This is a genomic window from Rhodococcus sp. NPDC059968, from assembly GCF_042738615.1.
In the GTDB taxonomy this organism is placed as follows: Bacteria; Actinomycetota; Actinomycetes; order Mycobacteriales; family Mycobacteriaceae; genus Rhodococcus_F.
The window spans coordinates 64467-79275 of sequence record NZ_JBHWUE010000034.1; the positions used below are offsets into that span (position 1 = coordinate 64467).

The following is a 14809-nucleotide window of genomic DNA, read 5'->3' on the forward strand; positions in this document are numbered from 1 at the left end:
CGACACCGCACTGCTGTCGCTAGTCACATCAGAGAAAGAGGAGCACGCCGATGAGCGTCCCGCACTACTCGCTCTATATCAACGGCGAATGGGTTGATACCGGCGAGAACTACGAAATTCGCAGCCCTGCAACCGAAGAGCTCGTCGCCACCGTCGCCAAGGGCGGCGTGACACAGGTCGACCAGGCCGTCGCCGCGGCCAAGGCGGCGCACGAAGAGGGCACCTGGCGGCGTACCCCGCCCGCGCAACGCGCGGCCCTGCTCAACGATGTCGCAGGCAGGCTCGGCGGCCGTATCGACGAGCTCGCCGCGCTCCAGACACGGGAGAACGGCGCCACCATCCGGATCACCGGGGCCCTGCATATCGGGTTGTCGATCGCTCAGATGCAGTACCTGGCCGACCAGGCCGCCACGTACGAGTTCGAGACGGCGGGCCCCGAGATCGGTCCGGTGCCGGCCGAAGGCCTCGTCCGGCGCGAGCCGCTGGGTGTGGTGGGGGCGATCGTGCCGTGGAACATTCCGCTGCTGGTCATCGTGTGGAAGATCGCCCCTGCCCTCGCAGCGGGCAACACGGTCGTCCTCAAGCCCGACGAGCATGCACCCCTGGTGGCGCTCGAGCTGGCGAAGGAGTTCGAGGCGGCGGGACTGCCGCCCGGCGTGCTCAACGTGGTGACCGGCGACGGAGAACCCGTCGGCGCGCACCTCAGCGGACACCCCGACGTGCGCAAGGTGGCCTTCACCGGTTCCACCGCGGTCGGCAAGAGCATCCTGCGCCAGTCGGCCGACACCGTGAAGCGAGTGACCCTCGAACTCGGCGGCAAGGGACCGAACATCATTCTCGACAGCGCCGACCTCGACACCGCGATCGACGGCTCGCTGTTCGCGGCCCTGGCCAACAACGGCCAGGCCTGTGAAGCCGGCACCCGACTGCTGATTCCTTCGAGCAAACGCGACGAGATCGTCTCGCGGCTGGTCGAGCGCGCCCGCACACTGAAGGTCGGTGATCCACTCGACCCCGCGACCGGAGTCGGGCCGATCATCTCCAAGGTCCAGCATCAGCGGATCCTCGACTACTTCGCGATCGCCGAAACCGAGGGCGCCAAGGCCGTGATCGGCGGCGGCGTTCCCAGCGGTCCCGGGTTCGACAAGGGCTACTGGATCGAGCCGACGATCTTCGTCGGTGTGACCAACGATGCCAGGATCGCACGTGAAGAGGTGTTCGGACCGGTCCTGGTCGTGCTCACCTACGACTCGATCGAGGAGGCGATCAAGATCGCCAACGACACCGATTACGGACTGTCCGCCGGGGTATGGGGCGACGAGGAACAGGCGATCGAGATCGCCCGCGAACTCGATGCCGGCATGGTGTGGATCAATGACTGGCACGTCATTCATCCCGCCTACCCGTTCGGTGGATTCAAGCAGAGCGGTCTGGGCCGTGAAGGCGGCCCCCACGCACTCGACGAGTACACCGAGGCGAAGTTCATCTCGTTGAATCGCTCCCCGGGTCCGGAGGCGCGTGCCTTCGCGATCGTGATCGACCCGGTCTGATAGACACGGCCCCTGCACGATTCATCCCTCGGGATCGTGCAGGGGCCGCCGTCCGTTCCGCGTCGATATCTGGGACCGCAGCGCAAGTGGTATCGCCACCGTGCAATTGCGGGATAGTGAACCGCCGAAAGTTGGCGCACGTATTTCGGATCTTCGACCACCCCGCCCTCAGGTCTCTCGCGGGACCCCGGGTTGTCGCCTTCACGGTCGGCGCCACCGTGCCGCGTCAGCGCTCATGTCGCCCCCGGCCGGACTGTCCGGCACCTTCGTTCTCAGGCACTTTCATGGGAGTGAAAAGTCGGCGCCGACTGGCCAATGATCATTGCACTGCACGACGCGACCCCGTCGACCCGGCTCGTGGCGACCGGTTCGATTGCCGATCTCGGGGGGCCCTCTTGGCGTCATCCGCGGTGCGGCAGTTTCGTTCCGAAGCGCACGGCGGCAGACGATGTCGAGTCGGAGACAGCGGCGGCGGCCCCGACTCTGCGGATCCAACAACGAATCCTGCAGCGGTCATCCTTATACCGCCGCAGGATTCGTTGTGGTGCTAGGTCGTTGTCGAACTCACGCCGAGGACCGCGAGTGCCGAGTCAGCGAGGATCTGCCGTAAACGTTCGACTGGAAGCCCGACGCTGTGAAACAGCGTCGATTGAAGTGCACCGATGGCGGCGTGCACGACTGCCCTGGCTTCCCCGTCGTCGAGGTCTGTGCGCAGTTCGTCGACCAGATGTACCCATTCCTCGATGTAGAGCCGCTGCTTGCGCCGCAGGCGTCGGCGGTCGTCTTCGGGGAGGTTGTGAATCTCGTTGTGGTAGACCTGCGCGACCTCGCGTTTTCCGACGACGAATTCGATCTGTCCATCGACCAGCTCACGCAGCGCCTGCTCGAGTCCGATCCCGCTATCCAGGGTTCGTTCAGCGTCTGCGAGCAGGCGATCTATCGCGATGTCGAAGAGTTCGACGAGAACGGCGGACTTGCTGTCGAAGTGCCGGTAGATCGCTGAGCCGGTGATACCGGACGCCGCACCGATGTCGGCCATCGACACGGAATTGAAACCGTTTCGCGCCACAAGGTCCGCCGTGGCGGTCAAGATCCTGTAGCGGCGCGCCGGGTCCCGTGTGCGTACCGGCTCGGTTCTGTCGTCGATCATCCCACTACTCTCCACCATCGTCGTCTCACCTTCTTTCATAGTGCTCGGCAAAGCGCTCGCGAACCACGTTCTTCTGGATCTTGCCAGTCGAGGTTCGGGGGAGCGCATCGACCACGATGATTGCTTTGGGGGTCTTGTACGGATCGATCAACCGTTTGATCTTGTCGATCAGCGTCGCGGGATCGACCATGGCGCCGGATGCCGGCACCACGACCGCGGTGATCGCCTCGCTCCATCGGTGGTGGGGGAGCCCGACGACAGTTGCTTCCGCGATGCGCGGATCGGCCTGATAGATGGCGCGCTCCACTTCGAGGGAGGAGACGTTCTCGCCGCCGGTCTTGATGACGTCCTTGAACCGGTCGGTGAACCAGAGGATGCCGTCGTCGTCGAACCGTCCGATGTCGCCGGAATGGAACCACCCGTGGTCGAAGGCCTCGGCGGTGGCCTCGGGGTTGTCCAGGTATTCGGTCATGGTGTGCGGGCTTCGGTAGACGATCTCTCCCTCGTCCCCCGTGGGCAGGAGTCCGCCGTCCTGTCCCATGATCGCCGCTTGTACCCCGATCACCGGCGTTCCGACAGCGCCGGTGTGGGTCAACTGGTGTTCGGGACGGAACAGCGTGGTCGTCGGACTCATCTCCGTCTGGCCGAACAACAGGTAGAAATCGCATGCAAAGACCTCGATGCAGCGTTCGATGAGATGCCGCGGCATGGGGGCCATGGCGTACAGCGCGCGGCGAAGCGAGGCGAGATTGCGGGAGCCGACGTCCGAATGCTCGAGCATTTCGCTGTACATCATCGGGAGGGCGAAGATCTGGGTGATTCGTTCGGATTCGATCAGGGCCAACAGGCGGCGAGCGTCGAAGCGTCGTTCGATGAAGATCGTCGCTCCGACGAGGATCGCGGCGGTGCAGTGGGTGTTGAGTTGCGCGGTGTGGAACATCGGCATCATTGCCACGAACCGGTCGTCCTCACGGAACTGCGCCTCGAGCGCCATGGTCATCGACTCGAGGTAGATGGCGGCGTGGTTTCCGACCACCCCTTTCGGGAACGAGGTGGTGCCACTGGTGTACAGGTACGACAGCGGGGCGCGGTCGGCGATCGCATGCTCAGGTTCGGAATCCGGTGAACCACTGTCCAGCTCCGCGAAGGCGGCGAGTGTGGGATCCCCTGTGGTGGCCTCGCCGTCGACGAGAAAGATGTCAACGACGCCGACTGTAGCGGCGAGAGCGTCTTGGACTCGCGGCAGGAATTCGTTCTCGACGACGACCGCTCTGGCCGCCGAATGGTCGAGTACATAGGAGATTTCGCTTGTGCCCCAGCCAAGATTGATCGGAACGCACACGAGCCCCAGTTTCGCGCAGGCGTAGTAGGTGACGAGGAACTCCGCGCAATTGCCAGACGCGAGGGCGAGCGCGTCGCCGCTGCGAAGACCGTGACGGTGCAGCCCGTGTGAGACACGGTTGACCCAGCTGTTGAACTCGCGGTAGGTGAATCGGCGGTCCCCGTCGACCAGCGCCAGTGCCTCGGGTCTGCGCCAGGCCGACCGGGTGAGGCTGTCACCGACGTTGATCCGGTGGATCAGATTGCGACCGATTTCGGTGGTGGACATCGTGTTCCTCAGTTCGTGGAAGGGCGCTGTCAGTAGGACCGGGGCAGTTGCAAGCTGTGTTGGGCTACGTAGTTGAGGATCATCTCGCGGCTCACGGGGGCGATCCGGAGAAGCCGGGCAAGCCCCCACTGCGGGAGAAGCCCGTAGTCGTTGCTCAGTCCGTTGCCGCCGTGCGTCTGGATGGCGGCATCCGCCGCAGCGACCGCCGCCTCGGCGGCGGCGTACTTCGCCACGTTCGATGCCTCGGCTGCGGGTTTTCCGTGCTCGTACAACCATGCGGCCTTCGCAGTGGCCAGAGCGGCCAGTTGCACTTCGATCTGCGCCTTTGCCAGCGGGTGGGACAGTCCTTGATGCATTCCGATGGGCTGGCCCCAGACCGTGCGTGTTCGGGCGTATTCGGCTGCGCGGCCCAGGGTGAACCGGCCGACTCCGACGCAGATCGCGGCGCCGGTAATTCGCTCGGGGTTCAGGCCGTCGAAGACTTGGGAAAAGCCGTCGTGTTCGACTCCCAGCAGGCTGTCGGCCGGAACGCGTACGTCGTCGAAGTGCAGGGTGAACTGCCTTTCGGGGAGCGCGACCCCGACCGGGAGCACGTTTTTGACCAGCCCCGGGGCATCAGTGGGGATCAGGAACAACGACAGTTGAGCCCGCCCGGTCACCTCGTCGTGCCCGGTACGGGCGACGACCACGAGCGCCTCCGCCTCATCGACACCCGAGATGTAGTACTTCGTGCCGTTCAGAACGTAGTCGTCGCCGTCGCGAACGGCGTGCGTGGACAGTTGGTGCGTATTCGAACCGGCGTCGGGCTCGGTGATCGCGAAGACCACCTTGGTCTCTCCCGACGCCATGCCCGGAAGCCATCGCTTCCGTTGGTCGTCGCTACCGTACTTGGCGATCAATTCCCCGGAGATGGCGCTCGAGACCAGCAGGAGCAGAAGCGGACAGCCGTGGGCGGCGGTCTCCTCGCACACCAGCGCCAGCTCCGTCATGCCTGCGCCGCCCCCGCCGTACTCTTCCGGGAGGTTGATGCCGATGAAACCGCTGTGACCCAGTGCCTTCCAGAGATCCGTGGTCGGTTCGTGGGCCAAGGCGTGGCGGGTGTAGTAGTCGGGACCGAACTTGGTGGTGATGGCGGCGACTGCCTCGCGGATCGCGGCGTGCTCGTCGGATTCGATGAACTCCATGGTGGTTCCTCCGTGGGGGGCGGCGGTCGCCGCCGGTGGCGTCAGTTGGTCTCGGGGAGCAATGTCGTCGGGATGTCGGTGTGCCGGGCTCGCAGGTACTCACCGAGACTCTTGGCCTGTGCGTCGGTGCGGGTCGAGGACGCCACGCCGTCGCCCAGGAACCCGACGATGACGAAATTCAGTGCCCGAAGGTTCGGGAGCTCGTAGCGGTGTACGGGCAAGGACGCCGCCTCGGGGACCAGGTCGATGAACTTCTCGACGGTCAGGTGCCGGCGCAGCCAGTCCCACCGCTCCGGGGTATCGGTCCACACACCGACATTCGCCTTGCCGCCCTTGTCGCCGGAGCGGGCGGCAACGACGGACCCCAAGGGCAGACGAGCGGTGGATACCGCGTCGGCCACGTCCGTGTGCGGCGTCGACGGTGCCGGCGTCAGTGCCGGTCTCTGGGTCCGCGGGCAGTGGTCGATGAGTTCCTTGGTTCCGTCAGCATGGAGGACCACATGTTCGATTTCGTTCGCCGGGATGAGCGAGGGCCAGTAGACACCGAACTCCGATGCCGAAGACGGCGGAGTGGTGGTGTGGAAACCCGCATAGCCGGCGACGGCGATCTCGGTGACCGAGTTGGAGAACGCGCGGTCGACCTTGGTGCGATCGGCGTCTTTGACAGTTACCCGCAAGTGCGCTGTCGATTGAGCGGCGGTGGGCGGGTCGGGAATGTCGTAGCGGAGCAGTTGGATATCGACGTCGTCGAACTTTTCTTTCCCACCCAGGATCTCGAACAGCTCGTCGACCGCCCAGGTGGCCTTTTCTTCGATGTCGAGTCCGGTGAGGACCAGGGTCATCGTGTTGCGGAAGCCGCCGATGTAGTTCATCGCCACCTTCAGGTCGGGCGGCGGGGGGCTTCCCGTGGTTCCGGCCACCCGGACTCGGTCGGGTCCTTCTTGGGTGATCTCGATGGTCTCGAAGTGCGCGGCGACGTCCGGGTTCAGATAGAGGGGGCCATCGATCTCATACAACAACTGGGCCGTGACGGTTCCCACGGACACCAGGCCCCCGGTTCCGGGGTCCTTGGTGATGACAAAGCTCCCGTCGTGCGCAATTTCGGCGATCGGGGAGCCCGGATACCGACGATCGTGCACTTCCCGGATTTGTGAATAGTTGCCCCCCGTTGCCTGCGGGCCGCACTCGATGATGTGTCCGGCTGCCACCGCCCCGGCAAGGGCGTCGAAGTCGGTGCGCCCCCAGCCGTGCCACCACGCGCTGGTGCCGACAACGAGTGCCGCGTCGGTGACGCGTGGACAGATCACCACGTCGGCACCGTTCCTCAGCGCTGCGGCGATACCCCAGCCACCGAGGTACGCGTTCGCCGACACCGGGCTCACCCCGGCCTCCGCCAGCGTGAGCCCCTTGTCGAGGTGCCGGAACTCGTGCCCGTCGGCCAGAAGTGATTCGAGCCGGGGCCGGATGTCATCGCCCTCGAGATGCGCGACGGACAGATCGAGCCCCTGATCGTCGATGAGCTTGCGGACCTCGTCGGCGAGACCGGCAGGATTGAGGCCGCCCGCATTCACGACGATCTTGATTCCCTTGGCGGCGCAATCGGCGAGTGATTGACGGGCCTGGGTGAGGAACGTTTTCGCGTAGCCGGTGGCGGGGTCCTTCTTGCGGGCCTTCCAGAGGATGAGCATGGTCAGTTCGGCCAGGTAGTCACCGGTGATCACATCGACCGGGCTGCCGTCCACCATGTCGCGGAAGGCCGAGAGCCGGTCGCCGTAGAATCCCGATGCGTTGCCGATACGGATCGGCCGACGCGGAGCGTCAGACTCTCTCATCGGGTTCCTCCAGTGGTTGACGGGGCGGCGAGACTGGGTCGGCCGGGGGCCCCGGCGAAGGCTTGGGCGATGCCCATCCAGGTGCGGGCGACGGGGCCGGTGACGACGAGGCGAGTGTCGGCCACGTGGCGTCGTTGCGTGACGACGAGGACGAAGTCCTCGGCCGAACCCACGACGGCGTTCTCGGCGTCAGCGGGCCCCCACGTCCACGCATTGGCGTCGGGGTCCGGGGCTTGCAGCACCACCCGGACAGGCTGCTCGGGCACCGGTAGCCCATTGAGCTGATGGGCGAAGGCGAAGGTACTCACCCCCAGGTGCGCGATGCTGCGCAAACCCGGACTGGCCTGATGTCGTACGCCGAGGGCATCGTAGATATCCCGGCCGTGGGCCCACGTCTCCATCAACCGTGCGGTTGCCGACGAGGCGGCACTCATATCGGGTCCGTACCAGGGCATCCGTGCCTTCGGCTCGGTCCGTCGCAGCGTCTTGAGCAACTCGCTTCGAGAGTGCACGAACCAGTCGATCAGGTCCTGGTGGGACATCGTTCGCAGGTCACGAGCAATCCGGTCCGGAAAATCCATTCCGCCGGCAATCAGGGCGGCGGATTCTTCGCGGAATCGCTGGGGATCTTCCATCGCAGTTCGTGCGGCGTCGTCGAAGAAGGCCAGATGCGAGACCTGATCGCGCAGGGCCCAGCCCTCGGCTGGGGTATCGATCTCCCATTGATCCGGTGTGAGGTCGCGAAGAACGAGGATCAGCCGTACGGTCTCGACGTCGAGGTCGTCGAGAAGTGCCTCATAGTCCAGTGCCATCAGTGCCCCTTCCAGTGGGGGCGCCGTTTTTCGCTGAAGGCGAGCATTCCCTCTTGTGCGTCGTCGCTGAGGTACACGGGTTCCCAGATCTTTTCGGCCATCTCGAACGCGCCGGACAGTGGATGCTCGGCGGTCAGCTTGGCCGTCTTCTTTCCCGCACTCACCGACAACGGGGCATTCGCCGCGATCAGTTCGGCGAATCGTTGTGTTGCGTCGGCCAATTCGCCGGGCTCGACGACCTGGTTGACGAAGCCGATCTCGTAGGCGCGCTGGGCGGTCAGGGCCGCGCCGGTGAGCACGATTTCCATCGCGATCCGCGGCGGGATCATCAGCGGCAGCGGAGCCGCCCAGGGCGAGCCGCGGCCGATCTTCACCTCGGAAATGGCGAAGGTTGCCGTACTCGAGGCGATGCAGAGGTCGCAGGTCTGGGCCAGGAGGAAGCCGCCGGCGAAGGCGGCGCCGTTGACCGCCGCGATGGTCGGCTTGTCGACCTCGATGTTCCGCCCGAACTGGGGGACGAAGTCCACGGGCGGGACGGTGAGTTGTTCCTGGCTCATCTCCTTGAGATCCCCGCCGGCGCAAAACGCCTTGTCGCCGCTGCCGGTGAGGACGAGGACCTTGGCGGATTCGTCGTCGTTGAAGCGCCGGACGCCGGCGAACAGGCCCTCTCGGACCGCGCGGTTGAGACTGTTGCGGGCATCGGGACGGTTGATCGTGAGCCAGGCGATGGAATTGCGCACCTCGTAGGTGACCGCCGCGGTGGAGATGTCGTGGGCCATCTATGCGTCCCCCTGCCCGTCGTGCACCACGGCGAGCACGGTGCCGGAGTCGACCTGCTGGCCGACGGTGACGGGAATCTTCGTCACCACTCCATCGATGGGGGCCTTGACCGTGTGCTCCATCTTCATGGCCTCGAGCACGACGACGGCAGACCCGGCCGTGACTTCGTCTCCCTCGGAGACCTCGATCCGCACGACCGAGCCGGGCATCGGCGCGAGCAGGGAGCCGGACTCCTGCACGTCGCTCGGGTCGGGGAATCGCTCCACCTCGTGCAGTTCGGTGGCACCGAGGGCGCTGTTGACGAAGTGCGCGGCACCGTCTCGGACGATCGAGTAGCGTCGGCGCACCCCCTCGATGACCGCGTCGACGAGAGTGGGGGAGGCCACGATCAGCTCGATGTCTTCGATGTCGCGGCCGTCGGCGGCCGCGTTGATCCGGTCGCGGAGAAACTCGTATGCGATCTCGATCTCGTTGTCACCGTTGCGGAACAGCACTGCCTGCGGTGCGCTGCGGACGGTGCGGAAGCCGGAGGGCAGTCCCGGCAGCGTCGCCGTCGTCGCCCGCCGCTCGGTCTGAGCGGCAAGTGCGGCGACGAGCGCATGGGTCGCGGTAGTGGCATCGCCGTTGACGCGGCTGGCGGTCAGATCGGCGACCGAGTGCCGGTCGAGGTAGCCGGTGTCGGTCTGCCCGTTGCGGAACTCGGGTTCACGGAGAATACCGATCAGGAGATCGCGGTTGGTGGTCACTCCGTGGATGAGTGATTCGTCCAGGGCCCGGGCGACCCGGTCGCAGGCTTCGTCCCGGGTACTGCCGAATCCGATCACCTTCGCCAGCATCGGATCGTAGAAGGTACTGACGGTGGACCCCGAGGCGAATCCGGCGTCGACGCGGATGCCGGGAAGGTCGGCGATCTCGAAGGTGGTCAGCTTCCCGGACACCGGCACGAATCCGGCCGGTACGTCCTCGGCGTAGAGCCGAACCTCGACCGCGTGCCCGTTGAACTCCGGTGATTCGATCTCGGGCGGCAGCTTCTGGCCGGCGGCGACGAGGAGCTGCCCGCGCACCAGGTCTGTTCCGGTGACGAGTTCGGTGACCGGATGTTCCACCTGCAGTCGGGTGTTGACCTCGAGGAAATAGAAGGCGCCGTCGGGTGCCATCACGAATTCGACGGTGCCGGCGCCCTCGTAGTTGAGCGCCTTACCCGCCGAGACCGCGGCGCTGCCGAGTTCTTCACGCAACTCGCGGTCGACCGCCGTCGAGGGCGACTCCTCGACAATCTTCTGGTAGCGACGCTGAATGGAGCACTCTCGTTCGCCCAGATGGACGACGTTGCCGAAGCTGTCACCGAAGATCTGCACTTCGATGTGCCGCGGCGACTGGACGAACTTCTCCAGGAAGACGGTGCCGTTGCCGAACGCCGACTGTGCCTCGCGGCGGGCGCTGCGGACCGCTTCGGCGATCTCGTCGCGGTCGGTGACGATCCGCATCCCGCGGCCGCCGCCGCCGAACGCGGCCTTGACCAGGACCGGCAATCCGATGTCGTCCGCTGCCGCCCGCAGCCGCTCCGGATCTTCGTCGGATTCGTTCTCGATCACCATTCCCGGCAGCACGGGGACTCCCGCATCCGCCATGATGCGTTTGGCCTCGATCTTCGATCCCATCGCGGCGATCGCCTCGGGTGAGGGACCGACGAAGATGATGCCCTCGGCTTTGCATCGTCGTGCGAAGTCCTCGTTCTCCGAGAGGAATCCGTAGCCGGGGTGGATGGCGTTCGCGCCGGTTCGGTGCGCGGCGGCGATTACCAGATCGACCCGCAGGTAGGTGTCGGTGGGGGTGGTGCCCGGGAGGTGGATGGATTCGTCGGCCTCGAGCACGTACGGCGAGTGCCGATCGGCGTCGGAATAGAGCGCCACCGTCGAGATGTCCATTTCGCGCGCCGTCTTGATGATGCGCGACGCGATTTCGCCTCGGTTGGCGATCAGCAGCTTGGTGATCGTTGACACTGCGGTACTCACATTCTGAAGACGCCGTAGCCACGCTGGCCGGCAATGTGGTTGGAATGGGCGGCGGACAAGGCGATCGCGAGGATCGCACGGGTGTCACGCGGATCGATGACGCCGTCGTCGTAGAGGCGTCCGGAGATGAAGAAGGGATGTGACTCGGCTTCGATCTGCTGCTCGATCGCGGCGGTGCGCGCGGCATCGGCCTCCACGTCGAATTCACGACCTGCGGACTCTGCGGCGGACTTGCCGACAATCGACATCACACCGGCGAGTTGCTGGGCACCCATCACCGCGAGCTTGGCGTTGGCCCACGTGAACATGAAGCGGGGGTCGTAGGCCCGGCCGGACATCCCGTAGTTTCCGGCACCGAAGGAACCGCCCACGTTGATCGTGATGTGCGGGACCTTGCTGTTGGTGACCGCATTGATCATCTTGGAACCGTCCTTGATGATGCCGCCCTGCTCGTACTCGGTTCCGACCATGTAGCCGGTGGTGTTGTGCAGGAAGATCAACGGGGTGTCGGTCTGGTTCGCCAACAGGATGAATTCGGTGGCCTTCTTGGCCTCTTCGCTGAAGAGGACGCCGCGGTGATTGGCGAGGATTCCGACCGGAAAGCCGTGGATCGACGCCCAACCGGTCACCAGACTCGACCCGTAGCGCGGTTTGTACTCGGAGAACCTCGAGCCGTCGGCGACGCGGGCGATGACATCCCGGGGATCGAACGGGACCCGCGGGTCCCCGGAGGCGATGCCGAGGAGTTCCTCGGGGTCGTACAGCGGGTCGTCGGCGGTCGCGGACGGGGCGGGTCCGAACTTGCGCCAGTTGAGGTGGCTGACGATGTCGCGGCCGATTCTGATGCAGTCGTTCTCGTCGACGGCGAACTGGTCGGCCACACCGGAAACGCGCGAGTGCATGTCGGCGCCCCCGAGGTCCTCGTCGTTGGCGTCCTCTCCGGTGGCCATCTTCACCAGCGGGGGACCACCGAGGAACACCTTGGCCTGTTTGTCGACCAACACGGCGTAGTCGCACATTCCGGGGACGTACGCGCCGCCGGCGGTGGCATTGCCGAAGACCAGCGCGATGGTCGGAATTCCCATCGACGACAGCTCGCTCAGGTCGTGGAAGATCTTGCCGGCGAACACGAAGAGTTCTGATTGCGTCGGCAGGTCCGCGCCGCCCGACTCCACCAGGTAGACCACTGGCAGCCGGTTCACGCGAGCGATCTCCAACGCGCGCAGATTCTTCTTCAACGTGAAGGGATTCATCGTTCCGCCCCGCACCGTGGGGTCGTGGGCGATGATCATGGTTTCGACGCCGGAGACGACGCCCACGCCCGTGACGATGGCTGCCCCGACGTTGAACTGAGTTCCCCACGCCGCCAACGGTGACAACTCCATGAACGGGGCATCGCGGTCGATGAGAAGCTCGATCCGTTCGCGGACGAGTAGGCGTCCGCGATCGTGGTGGCGTTGGGTGTATCGCTGGCCACCACCTGCGATGACGAGTTCGAGTTGCTCATTGAGCGCGTCGACCGCGGCGAGCTGAACTCTGCGGTTCTCCTGATAGGTATCCGATGACGTGTCGATCACCGAGTCGAGTACGGGCATCCGTACGCCTTTCTGTCAGATCTGGGGACTCTCACCGACGAGGGCGAGCATCGAAGCTGTGACCAGAGTAACCCAAAAGTGAATCGCCGTACACTTACATCTTGAGATCACCCCGACTCGGCGCTATCGTAGGTGGTAACGCAGCGGCAATCTCAGCTCATGTACATCGAGCTTCACTAAATGCCGAGGAAGATCGCCGTCGGCTGCAGAGAACCCTTCCCGCTTGAATGGAGAATCCGTTGTCCCAGTCCCTCGACAACTCCGCCCACAGGGCGGGAGCGTCCACCACTATCGATGCCGATCTCTACCGGACGGCTCTTCGTCGCCATCCCGCCGGCGTCACGATCATCACCCTCGACTCCGCGAACGGACCGGTCGGGTTTACCGCCACCTCGTTCTCGTCTCTGTCACTGAACCCGCCGCTGGTGTCCTTCAATATCGCACACACCTCGTCGAGCATCGCGGCCCTACACCAGGCGCGATCGTTGATCGTCCACCTGGTCGGAGATCACCAACTCCCACTCGCGCAACGCTTTTCCGCGAGCGCCGATCAGCGATTCGCTGACGAATCGGCCTGGGTGACATTGTCCACCGGAGAGCCCCTCCTGCGCGACACGCAGTGCTGGTTGCGGACCGGTGTGCACCAGCTGATCGAGGCCGGGGATCACACCTTGGTCATCGGGGCGGTCGAGGAGATCCACATCGCTGACGCCGACCAAACCTCGGACGCGGCCCCACTGCTGTATCACGAGGGCCGCTACCACCGGGCCGTACCGTTCGGGTCGTAGACCGCCACGGCCACTGCCTCCCCGCACCCCAACTGGAGAAAATGTGCCATGACAAGCCTGAACGGAACGTCCCGACCCGCCCTGAGGATCGCCGCGGAACTCAACGGCTACGGCCACCACCCCGCGCTCAGCATCGACCCCTGGGCGGGACGTCCAGAGTCTCGCTGGGTTGACCTGCGCCGAGCCGACGACGACGGCGGTCTCCCGCACGATCACGCGACGATCGTGCGGATACAGGCCGCAGACATGGCCCAAGCTCATCGAGAACGCGCGACGCTGCGCGCGGAGATCCAGGCCAAGGGAGGCCATCCCGACGATATCGCGGTGCTCGTCGACATTGCGGTGCTCATCGCCCCGGAGGCCCGGACCGCGCGCAAGGAGCTGATGACGCTCGACAGCATGCTGCCGGGCCCACGGCCGAGCGAGTCCTTGGAATACATCGGCACGCCCATCGGACTCGCCAGCCTGATCGCGGATCTGTACGTCGTCGGTGTCGTCGACGGCGTCACCCTTCTGCCAATGTCGGAACCCGCAGTGCTGGACCACGTTGTAAACGAGTCACTGCCGTGGTTAACGCTGCGAGGCGTCTACCCGCCCCCTAGAGGGGCAGCCCTGGCACGAACACCCCTCCGGTAGATCGTTGCTGTAACTCGCTCACGAAGGCCGCGTCGAAGACGACGCGGCCTTTCCGCGTTTCGACGGGGAGGGCGCTGCCATCCGCCGACCTGAAGATCTGTGGGACGCCGGAAGCGGATGAGGCGCGCCGGCAACCCTGCACTTCCGCCGTCTGCCACCCCCGAGCCAGATCCGGCGCGAACCCTTCGATCCGGTCCTGCCAAGTCCAAGCGGCCGGCACTCTCCCCGTCGTTCCGCTTGAAACTGTTGCGAAATAGCCCATCTCGGGAACCGGCGAGCTCGTCGCCGGCGCGCACAAGCACCCTCAGGCCCGTGCGGGCATCTCGAACTGCGTCGCCGACTTATCTCCCCAACGTGGGGGTGAAATCCCTCTTCAGAGGGGTGTGGACACGGAGTGACCGCTGCCACACTTTATTCATCCAGCACCGGAACCGAAGGGTCGACATGAGTACATTCGCCAACGCCGACGAGGTCTACACCTATATCGGTGGAATTTTCGACAGAGCCACGAAGGAAAAGACCTTCATCGACGCGACCGCGGGGACCGGTCTGGTGATCAAGCTGATCCAGACAGATCCGGACGCGGTGATGATCATCGACTTCCCGGGGCAGAAGGTCACCACGGGCGATGCGACCGAGGGGATGGCGTCCACCGTGCAGTTGCGGATGTCGTCGGACAACAGCAACAAGTTCTGGCAGGGCAAGCTCAACTTCACCCTCGCGATGGCACAGCGGAAGGTCAAACTCGACGGCAAACGCTCGGTAGCGCTCAAGCTTCTCCCGCTCACCGGCGGCCTGTTCGACGTCTACAAGCAGCTTCTTAAGGAAAACGGCCGCGAAGACCTCTTGATCGACTGA

General features: G+C 65.0%; 12 protein-coding genes. 4 read left to right on the forward strand and 8 right to left on the reverse strand.

Features of this window, described 5'->3' with window-relative positions; genetic code table 11:
- Nucleotides 1–50: 50 nt before the first annotated feature.
- A complete protein-coding gene (locus tag ACFWAY_RS25385; protein ID WP_378512600.1) occupies nt 51–1550 on the forward strand; it encodes an aldehyde dehydrogenase family protein in 1500 nt (499 codons plus the stop codon).
- A 547-nt stretch (nt 1551–2097) separates the two neighbouring features.
- Here ACFWAY_RS25385 and ACFWAY_RS25390 read toward each other — a convergent pair.
- The 8 genes from ACFWAY_RS25390 to ACFWAY_RS25425 are packed head-to-tail and all read right to left on the reverse strand — an operon-like array spanning nt 2098 to nt 12527.
- Nucleotides 2098–2700: a TetR/AcrR family transcriptional regulator gene (locus tag ACFWAY_RS25390; protein ID WP_009472354.1), complete on the reverse strand. Its 603-nt coding sequence runs from the start codon at nt 2698–2700 to the stop codon at nt 2098–2100.
- 25 nt (nt 2701–2725) lie between these two features.
- A complete protein-coding gene (locus ACFWAY_RS25395) occupies nt 2726–4309 on the reverse strand; it encodes an AMP-binding protein (protein WP_378512601.1) in 1584 nt (527 codons plus the stop codon).
- A 29-nt stretch (nt 4310–4338) separates the two neighbouring features.
- On the reverse strand, nt 4339–5493 hold the full coding sequence (locus ACFWAY_RS25400; RefSeq protein ID WP_378512602.1) for an acyl-CoA dehydrogenase family protein: 1155 nt from the start codon (nt 5491–5493) through the stop codon (nt 4339–4341).
- A 41-nt stretch (nt 5494–5534) separates the two neighbouring features.
- Complete coding sequence (locus tag ACFWAY_RS25405) at nt 5535–7325, reverse strand: acyclic terpene utilization AtuA family protein (RefSeq protein WP_378512603.1); 1791 nt, start codon at nt 7323–7325, stop codon at nt 5535–5537.
- Nucleotides 7322–8137, reverse strand: a complete 816-nt coding sequence (locus ACFWAY_RS25410; RefSeq protein ID WP_378512604.1) for a TIGR03084 family metal-binding protein — start codon at nt 8135–8137, stop codon at nt 7322–7324. The genes ACFWAY_RS25405 and ACFWAY_RS25410 overlap by 4 nt, the downstream gene beginning before the upstream one ends.
- Entirely contained in the window at nt 8137–8916 is a 780-nt protein-coding gene (locus ACFWAY_RS25415; protein WP_378512605.1) for an enoyl-CoA hydratase/isomerase family protein, read from the reverse strand. The genes ACFWAY_RS25410 and ACFWAY_RS25415 overlap by 1 nt, the downstream gene beginning before the upstream one ends.
- A complete protein-coding gene (locus ACFWAY_RS25420) occupies nt 8917–10920 on the reverse strand; it encodes a biotin carboxylase N-terminal domain-containing protein (protein ID WP_378512606.1) in 2004 nt (667 codons plus the stop codon).
- 8 nt (nt 10921–10928) lie between these two features.
- Nucleotides 10929–12527, reverse strand: a complete 1599-nt coding sequence (locus ACFWAY_RS25425; RefSeq protein ID WP_378512607.1) for an acyl-CoA carboxylase subunit beta — start codon at nt 12525–12527, stop codon at nt 10929–10931.
- A 227-nt stretch (nt 12528–12754) separates the two neighbouring features.
- On the opposite strand from ACFWAY_RS25425, the gene ACFWAY_RS25430 reads away from it, so the two are divergent.
- The 3 genes from ACFWAY_RS25430 to ACFWAY_RS25440 all read left to right on the forward strand — a co-directional run bounded on the left by ACFWAY_RS25430 (nt 12755) and on the right by ACFWAY_RS25440 (nt 14809).
- The gene (locus tag ACFWAY_RS25430) at nt 12755–13315 is read left to right on the forward strand and encodes a flavin reductase family protein (protein ID WP_378512608.1); all 561 of its coding nucleotides are present in this window, start codon (nt 12755–12757) and stop codon (nt 13313–13315) included.
- A gap of 48 nt (nt 13316–13363) precedes the next feature.
- Nucleotides 13364–13951, forward strand: a complete 588-nt coding sequence (locus ACFWAY_RS25435) for a hypothetical protein (protein WP_378512609.1) — start codon at nt 13364–13366, stop codon at nt 13949–13951.
- A gap of 444 nt (nt 13952–14395) precedes the next feature.
- A complete protein-coding gene (locus ACFWAY_RS25440; protein WP_005563683.1) occupies nt 14396–14809 on the forward strand; it encodes an SCP2 sterol-binding domain-containing protein in 414 nt (137 codons plus the stop codon).

Excerpts from the sequence above, each read along its gene's own strand:
- ACFWAY_RS25425 (WP_378512607.1), bottom strand. The coding sequence starts at position 12,527 with ATGCCCGTACTCGACTCGGTGATCGACACGTCATCGGATACCTATCAG.
- ACFWAY_RS25385 (WP_378512600.1), top strand. The coding sequence starts at position 51 with ATGAGCGTCCCGCACTACTCGCTCTATATCAACGGCGAATGGGTTGAT.
- ACFWAY_RS25440 (WP_005563683.1), top strand. The coding sequence starts at position 14,396 with ATGAGTACATTCGCCAACGCCGACGAGGTCTACACCTATATCGGTGGA.
- ACFWAY_RS25435 (WP_378512609.1), top strand. The coding sequence starts at position 13,364 with ATGACAAGCCTGAACGGAACGTCCCGACCCGCCCTGAGGATCGCCGCG.
- ACFWAY_RS25390 (WP_009472354.1), bottom strand. The coding sequence starts at position 2,700 with ATGATCGACGACAGAACCGAGCCGGTACGCACACGGGACCCGGCGCGC.
- ACFWAY_RS25395 (WP_378512601.1), bottom strand. The coding sequence starts at position 4,309 with ATGTCCACCACCGAAATCGGTCGCAATCTGATCCACCGGATCAACGTC.
- ACFWAY_RS25415 (WP_378512605.1), bottom strand. The coding sequence starts at position 8,916 with ATGGCCCACGACATCTCCACCGCGGCGGTCACCTACGAGGTGCGCAAT.
- ACFWAY_RS25430 (WP_378512608.1), top strand. The coding sequence starts at position 12,755 with ATGGAGAATCCGTTGTCCCAGTCCCTCGACAACTCCGCCCACAGGGCG.
- ACFWAY_RS25410 (WP_378512604.1), bottom strand. The coding sequence starts at position 8,137 with ATGGCACTGGACTATGAGGCACTTCTCGACGACCTCGACGTCGAGACC.
- ACFWAY_RS25405 (WP_378512603.1), bottom strand. The coding sequence starts at position 7,325 with ATGAGAGAGTCTGACGCTCCGCGTCGGCCGATCCGTATCGGCAACGCA.
- ACFWAY_RS25400 (WP_378512602.1), bottom strand. The coding sequence starts at position 5,493 with ATGGAGTTCATCGAATCCGACGAGCACGCCGCGATCCGCGAGGCAGTC.